Source organism: Cohaesibacter intestini, assembly GCF_003324485.1.
Taxonomy (GTDB): Bacteria; Pseudomonadota; Alphaproteobacteria; order Rhizobiales; family Cohaesibacteraceae; genus Cohaesibacter; species Cohaesibacter intestini.
The window spans coordinates 481,111-492,638 of sequence record NZ_QODK01000001.1; the positions used below are offsets into that span (position 1 = coordinate 481,111).

The 11,528-nt window shown below is 56.2% G+C and carries 11 protein-coding genes and 1 riboswitch; of the genes, 3 read left to right on the forward strand and 8 right to left on the reverse strand.

Annotated features, from left to right (window positions below; translation table 11 throughout):
* Nucleotides 1-22: 22 nt before the first annotated feature.
* The 3 genes from DSD30_RS02100 to DSD30_RS02110 all read right to left on the reverse strand — a co-directional run bounded on the left by DSD30_RS02100 (nucleotide 23) and on the right by DSD30_RS02110 (nucleotide 2,986).
* Nucleotides 23-871: a DMT family transporter gene (locus DSD30_RS02100; protein WP_138150593.1), complete on the reverse strand. Its 849-nt coding sequence runs from the start codon at nucleotides 869-871 to the stop codon at nucleotides 23-25.
* A gap of 218 nt (nucleotides 872-1,089) precedes the next feature.
* A riboswitch (FMN riboswitch) is annotated at nucleotides 1,090-1,262 on the reverse strand.
* Between the two features lie 267 nt (nucleotides 1,263-1,529).
* Nucleotides 1,530-1,988: a DUF2852 domain-containing protein gene (locus tag DSD30_RS02105; RefSeq protein ID WP_114007934.1), complete on the reverse strand. Its 459-nt coding sequence runs from the start codon at nucleotides 1,986-1,988 to the stop codon at nucleotides 1,530-1,532.
* 365 nt (nucleotides 1,989-2,353) lie between these two features.
* Entirely contained in the window at nucleotides 2,354-2,986 is a 633-nt protein-coding gene (locus tag DSD30_RS02110; RefSeq protein WP_114007935.1) for an NAD(P)H-dependent oxidoreductase, read from the reverse strand.
* 139 nt (nucleotides 2,987-3,125) lie between these two features.
* Between DSD30_RS02110 and DSD30_RS02115 the strand changes: the two genes are divergently transcribed.
* Nucleotides 3,126-3,542 carry a winged helix-turn-helix transcriptional regulator gene (locus DSD30_RS02115; protein WP_114007936.1) on the forward strand — a complete coding sequence of 139 codons (417 nt, stop codon included), beginning with the start codon at nucleotides 3,126-3,128 and terminating at the stop codon, nucleotides 3,540-3,542.
* A 65-nt stretch (nucleotides 3,543-3,607) separates the two neighbouring features.
* Here DSD30_RS02115 and DSD30_RS02120 read toward each other — a convergent pair whose 3' ends face one another.
* A complete protein-coding gene (locus tag DSD30_RS02120) occupies nucleotides 3,608-5,011 on the reverse strand; it encodes a polyhydroxyalkanoate depolymerase (RefSeq protein ID WP_280955300.1) in 1,404 nt (467 codons plus the stop codon).
* Between the two features lie 411 nt (nucleotides 5,012-5,422).
* On the opposite strand from DSD30_RS02120, the gene DSD30_RS02130 reads away from it, so the two are divergent.
* Both DSD30_RS02130 and DSD30_RS02135 read left to right on the forward strand, forming a co-directional pair.
* Complete coding sequence (locus tag DSD30_RS02130) at nucleotides 5,423-6,871, forward strand: ActS/PrrB/RegB family redox-sensitive histidine kinase (protein WP_245418329.1); 1,449 nt, start codon at nucleotides 5,423-5,425, stop codon at nucleotides 6,869-6,871.
* Nucleotides 6,872-6,980: 109 nt separating this feature from the next.
* Nucleotides 6,981-7,535, forward strand: coding sequence for an ActR/PrrA/RegA family redox response regulator transcription factor (locus DSD30_RS02135; protein WP_114007938.1), 555 nt, complete (start codon nucleotides 6,981-6,983; stop codon nucleotides 7,533-7,535).
* A 188-nt stretch (nucleotides 7,536-7,723) separates the two neighbouring features.
* On the opposite strand, the gene DSD30_RS02140 is transcribed toward DSD30_RS02135, so the two are convergent.
* From DSD30_RS02140 to DSD30_RS02155, 4 genes are all read right to left on the reverse strand, one after another.
* Nucleotides 7,724-7,930 carry a cold-shock protein gene (locus tag DSD30_RS02140; protein WP_114007939.1) on the reverse strand — a complete coding sequence of 69 codons (207 nt, stop codon included), beginning with the start codon at nucleotides 7,928-7,930 and terminating at the stop codon, nucleotides 7,724-7,726.
* Between the two features lie 258 nt (nucleotides 7,931-8,188).
* Nucleotides 8,189-8,686 carry an MmcB family DNA repair protein gene (locus tag DSD30_RS02145; protein WP_114007940.1) on the reverse strand — a complete coding sequence of 166 codons (498 nt, stop codon included), beginning with the start codon at nucleotides 8,684-8,686 and terminating at the stop codon, nucleotides 8,189-8,191.
* A gap of 61 nt (nucleotides 8,687-8,747) precedes the next feature.
* Nucleotides 8,748-10,079, reverse strand: coding sequence for an omega-aminotransferase AptA (aptA, locus tag DSD30_RS02150; RefSeq protein WP_114007941.1), 1,332 nt, complete (start codon nucleotides 10,077-10,079; stop codon nucleotides 8,748-8,750).
* Nucleotides 10,080-10,205: 126 nt separating this feature from the next.
* Entirely contained in the window at nucleotides 10,206-11,438 is a 1,233-nt protein-coding gene (locus tag DSD30_RS02155) for a BaiN/RdsA family NAD(P)/FAD-dependent oxidoreductase (protein WP_114007942.1), read from the reverse strand.
* Nucleotides 11,439-11,528: the final 90 nt, after the last annotated feature.

Below are 11,528 nucleotides of genomic sequence, written 5' to 3' on the forward strand. Positions count from 1 at the left end.
CCGCATGCGGGGCCTTTGTGACTCAATCGCGGGCGGCTGCTTCGCGATGCAGGATGTAGAGCGAAGCTGCGACAATCAGCAGAGCGCCGGGCCAGAAATAGCCGACCGGTGCAAAGCCAAAGGCCAGCCAGCCAGCCATCACATTGATCGGCAATTTGACATGGTCGAAGGGCTGAACATAGGCCGCATCCGCCACCGAATAGGCGCGCGCGATCAACAGCTGGGCGATATAAACCAGCAATCCCGAGGCCAGAATGATGACCAGCGCCATGCCGCCGGGTATCACCCAGCCGCTGCCAACCGCCAGCAGGCCGTTGATCGGCGTCATCAAAAGCAACAGATAGACGGTCACCGTGGCGGGGGCTTCGGCGGCTGTCAGTTGCTTGGTCATCAGCGATGTCGCCGCCCAGAAGATGGCAGCACCGACCGGCCAGAGCGCATGCCAACTGAAGGCATCGGACCAAGGGGCCAGAATGATCATGCCACCGACAAAGCCAACGATGGTCGCAGTCAGGCGATGCAGGCCAATTTTTTCCTTCAGCAACAGGCTTGCCCCCAAGGTCACGAAGAAGGGGGAGGTCATGATCAGGGCAATGGCCTGCCAGATCGGCACATGGGCCAGCCCGGCCATCCAGGCCTGAACCCCAAGCACGGCAAACACCACCCTGAGAATATGGCGCCAGAGATATTGGGTGCGGGCCGCTGCCAGCCCGGTGCGCAACAACCATGGCAGGCTGATCAGCAAAGCCACGAAATATTGCCCGAACGCCACGACCGGAGAGGACAAGCCCATCCGCATGGTCAGATATTGGGTCGCCAGATTAACCAAGGCAAAGGCCAGTCCGGCAAGGATCATATAGATCGCGCCCATCAATGCACTGGACCGCAGGTCTGGTGCCTCGACAGTCAGGCCTGAATGGGAGGCTTGGGAGGAGTGGGAACTCTGATTCATATCGCATTCCTGAGTTGACTTGCGCTCTGATCAAACAGGAGACGCAAGAACACGTGTGAATCAGGACGCAAAGGGACAGCACGACACGCCGCTTCGGCGCAAAGCCCAAAGGCCGCCAAAGAGGTGCATCCCGTCTGTCTCATTCTCTTTCATCCGGACTGTAACCGTCGGCTCTGGCTTTGCACCAGATCTGCTGACCATTGGCTTGGGCCTTTGTTGGGCTTTGACCAATGCGCTCGCGGGCTTGAAGAGGCACAATTCGCCACTCCTTACCGCCGGTGGGGACTTCCACCCCGCCCCGAGAATAAGTGCCCGGCCGGTATGTTTCCCATTGAGCTGAAAATACCTGTCGCACGAGCCGAGATAAAATGCCGCCTTTTTGCTATAAAAGCAAGCGCGACGCTTTTTTAGGCAATTTTGGAGGAGGGAGAGATATCAAACGAGCCCGCAAAAAGCTGCGCTGACCCCAGAAACAACAAAAGGCGGGAGTCAAGGTCCCGCCCTTTTGTTTGGTATGGTGTGTGCCTCAAGCGAGGACTTTCAGGCCTTGGTTGGTCCTTCAGCCTGTCATCGTGATTCAGGCCTCCGGCTTGTGGTCTTGATGGACATCGCCTTCGGACGGTGCCTGCTTGGAATTGTGACGAGCCGCCATGAAGCGTTCGAACTCTTCCTTGTCCTTGGCCCGGCGCAGTTCGACCAGAAATTCTTCGAATTCGGCCTTTTCTGCTTCGAGTTTGCGACGTTCTTCTTCCAGACGTTCCATTTCAGCCTTGCGGTATTCATCGAAGGCTGCGTTGCCGGTCCGGCCAAAGCCGCTGCTGGACAGGCCACGGTCGCGACGATGGCGACATCCGGAGCCTTTGAATTCATGATCCACTCGCGATTTGATATCCTTGAATATTTCACGCATTTCTTCACCCCAGATGATATATGCCAACATTGCAAGACCAAGCGGCCAGAAGAAAATAAAACCAAGTATCATCAAGGCAACATTGGAAGCCTTCCAAGATGACTTAGTAGTAGCAGTCTGTGACATTGTCTCCCTTTCGATTGGAATTACATCTCCTTTACACACAAGCCACTCTTTCTTAGTTCCTGACTGGCTGTTGTGCTCTCACATCACGAGAAATGGTACGGTAAAGACCTGAGTTCAAGGGAAAGTGATGGTAATTTATTTTCAATCTCAGGGGTTGAAATGGAGCCTTTTTTACCATCTTGTCGCCACATTCACGGATGTTCTGACTTGCCCTTTAATCAGCGCCCCCGATAACAGATTGAAAGCAAATGGATTCCGGTCCGCATCTATCGGCTTTGAGGGTATTTTGGCGCATTTTGCGCACTTTTCGCACAAAAAAGGCCCCGGACATGCCGGAGCCGATTTGTCGCAGCAGTTTGGCAACGTTACGCCATCTCGATGACGAAATTTTCTTTGGCACGGCGCACTTTTTTCAGATTGACCAGCCAGTCGGCGGTTTCATCGCGATAACCCAATGGCAGCAGAAGCACCGAGCGCAAACCCCGCTCCTTGAGGCCAAGGATTTCGTCGACGGCTTCCGGGTCGAAGCCTTCCATCGGCGTGGAATCAACCTCCTCAAAGGCGGCTGCCGACAAAGCCATGCCAAGGGCGATATAGGCCTGACGGGCAGCATGCGCGTAATTCTCTTCCGCATCGCGCGGACCAAACATGCCCAGAAGACGCTGGCGATAGGCTTCCCATGCATCATCATTGACGCCGCGCTCCTCGATCACCTGATCGAACATCTGGTTGATGCGCTCCGGGGTATAGGTGTCCCAAGCAGCAAAAACCAGCAGATGGGACCCGTCGGAGACCTGCGCCTGACCGTAGGCAGCCTCCTTGATCTTGTCCTTGAGCGCTTTGTTGGTGACGACAATCAGCTCGAAAGGCTGCAGGCCACTGGAGGTTGGTGCTAGACGCACGGCTTCAACGATCCGGTCCACCTTGTCCTGCGGCACAGATTTTGTGGGGTCCATTTTCTTGGTTGCGTAGCGCCAGTTGAGTTTATCGAGATACATATTTTGCCTTTCTTGTAACACGAGCAACCTGCAAGCCTCCCCTTGCACTCGCTTCGAGTCGTGAAGTGTGGTACTGTTTCGTAACCACACATAAATACGTAACTAGCTGCAACATGCAAGAAGGCACATTTTTGATACCATGGAAAAAATTGATGAATGCAGCGAAAGCGGCTTCAGCTCTGTGAAATGCCCGACCGTCAGCGACATGCTGTCCCGTCTGGGGGACAAATGGACGGTGCTGGTGATCATGATGCTGCGCAGTGGTCCCAAACGCTTTGGAGTGCTGAAGCGGTCAGTTGTCGGCATTTCCCAACGGATGCTGACGCTCACATTGCGGGCGCTGGAGCGCGATGGCCTTGTCAGCCGCACGGTGTATCCGACCACACCGCCTGCGGTGGAATATGCGCTCACAGAGCTCGGACAATCCTTTGCCGAACCGATTGTTGGGCTGGGCAGTTGGGTGTTTGAGCATCATGACCGCATTCACGCGGCCCGTGCGGCATTTGATGCACGCAAGGCCCAGGAGGACAAAGCCAAGGAGCCAAACAGGCGCTAGATTGGCCCCTGCTCCCATCCTGGCAGATCACTCCTGTTCTGGCAGATCACTCCCATCCTGGTAGATCACTTGGGTTTATTCAGCACCAGATCGTGGGTCCGCATGAAGTCGGCAATGCGGGGGGCGATTTCAGCGCGGAAGCGGGAGCCATTGAAGACACCATAATGGCCGACATCAGGCTGCTGGTAATGCACCTTCATGCTGTCTGGCAGTCCACTGCACAGGCCCTGAGCCGCTTCGGTCTGGCCGGTGCCGGTGATATCGTCCTTTTCGCCCTCAACCGTCATCAAGGCGGTTTTGGTGATCTTGGCGCAATCGATGGTCCGCCCACGGTAGGTGAATGTGCCTTCGGGCAAGGCATGATCGATGAAGACGGCCTTGATCGTGTCGAGATAGAAGTCCTCGGTCATGTCCATGACGGCGAGATACTCGTCATAGAAATCACGGTGCTTCTCGGCGGAATCGCCGTCGCCAACGATCAGGTGGTTGTAAAATTCCTGATGCGCACTGACATGACGATCAAGATTCATACCCATGAAGCCACCCAGTTGCAGGAAACCGGGATAGACCCGGCGGCCAAAGCCCTGATGCGGGAAAGGCACAGTCATGATGACATTCTTGCGGAACCAGTCGATGCCTTTGCTGACCGCATAGTCATTGACGGCGGTTGGGGTGATGCGCGTGTCGATCGGCCCGCCCATCAGGGTCATGGAGGCCGGTGCCCGATGATCGTTGTCCTCATTCATCACCGAGACCGCCGCCAACACCGGAACGGACGGCTGGCAAACCGCCATCACGTGGGTGTTGGGGCCGAGATAGTGGATCATACCCATGATATATTCGATATAGTCATCGAGGCCGAAATCACCCTCCTGCGCGGGTACAAGACGGGCATCGATCCAGTCGGTGATATAGACATCGTGACCGGGCAGCATGGTTTCCACCGTGCCGCGCAAAAGCGTCGCATAGTGACCGGACAAAGGTGCCACGATGAGGACTTTGGGGTCAGGCCTGTGGGCTGCAGGCAACATGCGCTCGAAATGGATGAGATTGCAGAAGGGGCGACGCCAGACAGTCTTTTCGTGCACTGAGGTGGCTTGCCCATCGACAGAGGTCTCAAACAGGCCAAATTCCGGTTTGCCATAGCGGCGGGTGGTGCGCTCGAACAGCTCGGCTGCAGCAGCCATCGTCTTGCCCCAGGGGGTCTGGGACAGGGGATTGACCGGATTTTGCATGAAGATACGGGTGGCATCCGCCGCTGCCCGCCACGGGCTCAGCATGGCATGGTGCCATTCATAGAGCTGATAGACCGGCATCGGGATCATCGACATGTCCAGTTCCATGTGATCCTGCCAGTCGAAATAGTCCATATAGGGCAGGCCGGACATCATCCGGGTTGGATCGAACTGCTGCAGGTCGAGATTGTTCGGATCGAACCAGCCTTCGAAAGAGAAACTATCAAATTTCATCATATGATTCCTAAAACTGGTGATTCCTAAAACAGGTGATTCCTGAAACAGGGCGACTGCTGAAACCGAACGCTACGCGTCGATTCTGTTCTGGCTTGCCTTGAAGCTCTTTTTGGGGCTTTGCCTTGTAGCCTGTGCCCTGCCTTGGACTTTCACCAAACGGCCAGCCTTGGCTTGATGACCCTGATTTGCCTTCAGCGACATTTTATAAACAAGCGCTTGTTCTTCACTTATTGTGCAAGGCAATATAGTAAAGCCAGCCATCGCCAAAATTCAAGGTATTCACTTACCTCTTTAGGCGTAAGAATAACGAACCCATCCGTATTTGACACGGAAATTTGTTGCAACGCAACATAAATTCCCAAAAAAGCGCAGATAGGCTATTGCGGAATTTGTCCCGAGGGTGACAGTATGACCCGCAGCAAGAGCCTGACAGCATCCGTTCAGGCCGTTTCACATCAAGCCTTCATCATGCTTCCATCAAACCAATCCGATCCGATTTTCTCCAGCAGGCAGATCAAGTTGGGCACTCTCGTGGGCTTGCGCTGGCTGGCCATTCTGGGGCAAGGGTCAGCGGTTCTGTTTGTCTGGCTGGTGCTGGGCTATGAATTTCCAGGCTTGCTGTGTCTTGCCTTGGTCGGATTATCAGCCTGGCTCAATCTCTATCTGCATTTCCAGATTCGCAACAGTGTGCGGTTGGCACCGGGTCCTGCGACGGGGTTGCTGGCCTATGATTCGGCCCAACTGGGCGGCTTGCTCTATTTGACCGGCGGGCTACACAATCCCTTTGCGCTGTTGCTGCTGGTGCCTGCTGTGGTTTCAGCCACCATGCAGCCAGCTCGCTACACCATTCCATTGACGGGCCTGATCGTCCTCATCGCAACTTTGCTGGTCTTCTTTCACATGCCTCTGCCATGGGCGGAAGCCACACCGCCGCAGTTCCCGATGATGTATGTGGCCGGGATCTGGCTGGCGATCCTTGTCACGATGCTGTTTCTAAGCGTCTATGCCCACCGGATCGCCCAGGAAGGCCATTTGTTGGCCAATGCCCTGTCGGCGACCGAACTGATCCTTGCCAACGAGCAGCATCTGACCACGCTGGACGGGTTGGCGACAGCCGCTGCGCACGAATTGGGCACCCCGCTTTCAACCATCCAACTGGTGGCCAAAGAACTGGAGCGCGAACTCGATCCGGCAGATCCCTTGCATGAGGATGCGCAATTGCTGCGCAGTCAGGCGGAACGGTGCCGTGAAATTCTGGGCAAGTTGCGCTCCCTGTCAGGGGATGACCATGCCAATTTCTCCAAGATGCGTCTGTCGTCGCTGATCTCGGAGCTGGTCGAGCCCTTTGAACTGTTCGATGTCGAGATCGTCCAGTCTTTCCCGACCGACCGGGACGATCATCCCGTTCTATGGCGCAATCCGGGGCTGATGTTCGGCCTTGGCAATCTGATCGAGAATGCCACCGATTTTGCAGCCTCACGGGTGGAGATCTCTGCGCAATGGAACGAGCGAACCCTGTCGATACGCATCGCCGATGATGGGCCGGGCTTTTCGGATGTCATGTTGCAGCGACTGGGCGACCCTTATGTCGCCAGTCGACCTGAGCCGGGCCAACCGGATCGCTCTGCAATTCACAGGCCAGACACAGACACCATACTGTCGCAGGGGTTGAATGGCGGCGGGCTGGGCCTTGGCTTCTTCATCGCCAAGACCCTACTTGAACGCACTGGTGGTCGGGTAGAAATCAGCAACCGCAATGGTGCAAAGAAGGGCAAGAAAAGCAAAAAAGTCCATAAAAACAGTGGAGCAGTGGTAGATATATACTGGCCACGAGCGGTTCTTGAGACAGATCAATAAAAGAAGTAAGTTTGATGCTAGATTTAAGTTATGAGACCGATTGCCACACTAAATTCCGCCAAGAGGAATCAATGCTAGGGTTTGGCAAGGGCAAGAAGGACGACCAACCATGACGCTTACTGACCAAATTTCGAGCACTCAGCCTGGATATCTTCTGTTAGTTGATGATGATCGTCCCTTCCTCATCCGCCTCGCACGTGCCATGGAAAGCCGTGGCTTCACCATTCAGACCGCCGATAGCGTGGCCGAAGCCCTGATGATCGTCAAGGTCGAGCCGCCCCGCTATGCCGTGGTTGATATGCGACTTGGCGACGGCAACGGACTCGATGTGATCGAGGCCATCCGCAACACCAACCCCGACGCTCGGACCATCATGCTGACGGGCTATGGCAATATCACAACGGCCGTGACGGCCGTCAAACTCGGTGCGGTTGACTATCTGGCCAAGCCCTCCGATGCGGATGACATCTATGCTGCCTTGATGAATGAAGGGGGACAAAAGTCCGAGCCGCCGGAAAACCCCATGTCCGCCGATCGCGTACGGTGGGAGCATATCCAGCGGGTCTATGAATTGTGTGATCGCAACGTGTCCGAGACGGCACGCCGCCTGAACATGCACCGTCGCACCCTGCAGCGGATTCTTGCCAAGCGCGCACCCCGTTAAACCAACGCTGAACCAACCCGGCGCTCACCTGATCCGTCTCTCCTGCCGTCAGTCAGGAGACGGTCGCTTACGGCCATCGACCCGATGCAAAGGGTCAGATACAAAAAAACCGGCCAGCGGCCGGTTTCATCTCTTGTGCCTTTGATCCGCAATTCCGCAAAGGAATCGCCAAAGTCTGAAAATCAGACTTAGAGGATTTCAAGGTTTGCAGCGCTTTCGCGGCCATCACGACCGGTCTGCAGCTCGTAGGATACTTTCTGGTTTTCGTCCAGGCCAGAAAGACCGGAACGCTCTACAGCAGAAATGTGTACGAAAATATCTTTGCCGCCATCTTCAGGGGCAATGAAACCAAACCCTTTGGTTGGGTTGAACCATTTAACGGTGCCGTTAGCCATAACCGTTGTCTCCAAATAGTATGCTATCCGCACGATGCGATAGCTCGGCGTAGCTCGTCTGTATCGAAAGACTGACGCCCAAAGGAAGTCCAACGGGGTAGAGCAGTGTCGAATAGAAAAGTCCAGCACGGAAGAATTGCCACAAGACCTTCGCGAAATCAAGCGCGAACTGCTACCAAAGATCCCCTTCCCAGAGTTCTGTATCCTTAAGTGCGTCGACTTCGGCTTGTGGTCGATCCAGCAGATCGAAGGAAGCCATCAAATTTTGGCAGGCTCTATATGGATTGGCACTCCGGGGTCATGAATGGCGTGAAGTCGGCTGGCGGCTACCTGTGCAAATCTCAGGGTCACGGCCTTTCGGCGGGCGGCGGCCAGCTTGCGAAGCTCAACGTCGCGGACAATCTCCGCCCCATGAGAATCGGCGATGATCAGACCTGCTTCCTGAGGAAAAATCTCCGCCGGGGTCTGTTGATTGGTGGCGAAGAAAAGTCTGTCGCAATAGTCCCAATAATCAGGCCACTTGCTGTCCGCCCGGAAGTCCGCCAGAGAAGACTTGATTTCGACGATCCAGATTTCTCCCTTGCCATTGATGGCAAAAAGATCGGCACGGCGACCTGATTTCAGCGTCAATTCCGGGATCGAGACAAAGCCATGCCGCCGGAGCAGGCGGGCGGTGCCACGTTGGATTTCCAAAGCCCGTTCTGATTGGCGCCCATCCACCGGGGCGGATATCTCCGGCTCGATCATGCGTCCCATTCTGTCCGTTGCCTTTCATGCTTGCTATTTTGTGCCTGCGTTGCGATGCCCGTTCGGGCCGTTATCCCAGCACCGTCGTCACCGCCTTGCGGAAACCGGTGACAAAGTCTTCAATATGGCTTTCCTCGATGATCAGGGGCGGCGAGACCGCAACGGCATCCCCCAGCCCACGCACCATCACCCCTTCTTTCCAGCAAGCCTTGAGCAATTGCGGGCCGATGCTGCCGGGCTTGTCATCGAAGGGCGCGAACTCAATTGCGCCAATGAGGCCGATGCCGCGCACATCAATCACCCGCGGCAGGTCGGCCAAGCCATGCAAGACGTCTTGCAACGCATCGCCAATCGGGCCTGCTGCACGGGTGAAAAGCGCATCCCGCTCATAAAGATCCAGACAGGCCATGGAAGCGGCGCAGGCGAGCGGATGGGCGGAATAGGTATAACCATGGAACAATTCCATGCCCGAGGTGCTGTCAAAAATCGCCGCCTTGACCGCATCGCTGCAGGCCACAGCTCCCATCGGGATGGTCGCCGAGGTGATGCCCTTGGCCATTGTCATGATATCAGGCTCGACGCCGAAACGTTGGGCGGCAAAGGCAGCCCCGGTTCGGCCAAAACCGGTGATCACCTCGTCAAAGATCAACAAAATGCCATGCTCCGAACACAGGGTGCGCAGACGCTCCAAATAGCCCTTTGGCGGCAACAAGACGCCTCCGGCCCCGGCAATCGGCTCGACAATAACCGCAGCGATGGTATCCGGGTCATGGAAGCGGATCAGATTGGCCAACTCCTCTGCCATCGCCTCGCCGCCCTGTTCTGGCTGGCCCTTGGAGAAGGCATTGAGCGACAGATCATGGGTATCCTTGAGATGATCGACAGGCAACCATTGACCAAAGGCCTTGCGATTGGCGGTCAGGCCGCCAAGGGAGACTCCAGCGAAATTCACCCCGTGATAGGCCCGCTGGCGGGAAATCAGCTTCTTGCGGCCTGCCTGCCCCTTTGCGTCATGATAGGCATAGGCGATCTTGACGGCCGTCTCGACCGCTTCGGAGCCGGAATTGGCAAAGAACAGGGTGTTGAGGTTTCCGGGCAAGAAAGCAGCCAGTCGCTCGGCCAGTTGAAAGGAAAGCGGATGGCCGAAACTGAAGGAAGGGGCAAAATCCAGCTCGGCAAATTGCGCCTTGATCGCCTCACCAATTTCCGTACGGCCATGGCCGAGATTGCAGCACCAGAGACCACCGGACATATCGAGGATCTTGTCGCCATCCTTGGTCAGATAATGCATGCCCCTGGCTTCCACAATCAGGCGTGGATCGGCGGCAAAATCCTGATTGGCGGTGAAGGGCATCCAGTGATGGTCAAAATTGACCGCTCTGTTTTTGGCATAGGTGGGCATGGCAGATCTCTTCAGGCCAGATGACGGATCGGGGCTTGTGCAGACTCTGGGCTGATTTGACGACATTCGCCGATGGGCTGCAAGTCCCTTTTGCGCTGTCTGCCCCTGCCGGATCTGCCTGCGTGATCAGAGAGCCACCCCTGCCGCATGGCCAGAGGCCCATGCCCACTGGAAATTGAAACCGCCCAAATGCCCGGTCACATCAAGCACCTCGCCAACGAAATAGAGCCCGCTCACGTTATTCGCTTCCATGGTCTTTGAGGAAATGGCGCGGGTGTCGACGCCGCCCAAGGTCACCTCGGCAGTGCGATAGCCTTCGGTGCCAATCGGGGCAACCGACCAGCGATGAACCGCTTCATCGAGCTTGGTCAGTATCTTGTTGCCCTGTTCGCCCATTGGCCCTTTGAAACCGTCTCGCACGCAAATGGCCTTGGCCAGACGCTTTGGCAACAGACCGGACAGGGCGGTGGCAATGTCCTGCTTGGGATTGTCACTCCGCGCTTTGGTCATATGCTCAAGGCAGGATTGGCCGGGTGCCAGATCGACAATGACGGGCATGCCTTCGCGCCAATAAGAGGAAATCTGCAGGATCGAGGGACCGGACAAGCCACGATGAGTGAAGAGCAGGCCCTCGCGGAAGCTGGTCTTGCCGACCTTGACCACCGCATCGACCGAAAGGCCAGACAGGGGAACGGTCCAGCTCTTCTCCGCTTCAGCAAAGATGAAGGGCACCAGAGCGGCGCGCGTTTCCTGCAACGGAATCCCGAATTGCTTGGCAATGTCATAACCAAGACCGGTGGCACCCATTTTGGGGATCGATTTACCGCCGGTGGCAACCACCACATTGCGGGCCAGTTCGGTGCCGCGACCGGTCGCAACCTGATACAAATCATCGCTCTTGTCGACCGCCTTGATGGCCGTGTCGAGCCGCAAGGTGCCACCCGCCGCCCGCAAATGATCGAGCAGCATGGTGATGATATCCATTGCGCTGTCATCACAGAAGAGCTGACCGAGGGTTTTCTCGTGCCAGGAAATGCGGCGCTCGTCGACCATGGCGAGAAAATCCTTCGGCGTGAATCCCCGCAAGGCGGAAATGCAAAAGCGCGGATTGGCGGAAAGGAAGTTCTTCTCGGTGGTGTTGAGATTGGTGAAGTTGCAACGCCCACCGCCAGAGATGCGGATTTTTTCCGCCGCCTTTTTGGCGTGGTCGAGTACCAGCACTTTGCGTCCACGCCGGGCGGCAGTGATTGCGGTCATCAAGCCGGCCGCCCCCGCCCCCAGAATGATCGCATCCCAAATGGGCTGCCCTGCCCGGCTGGTTTGTCCGGTTTGCTTGTCTTTGGGGTCAGTCGATGTCATGGCCAGTGCCTGTCATGCATGAGGAGTGATCTGGCTGGCAATAAAGAATGGGAGGGGCAGCGTCAAGCTGCTCCGCTTTTGCCGTCGCGG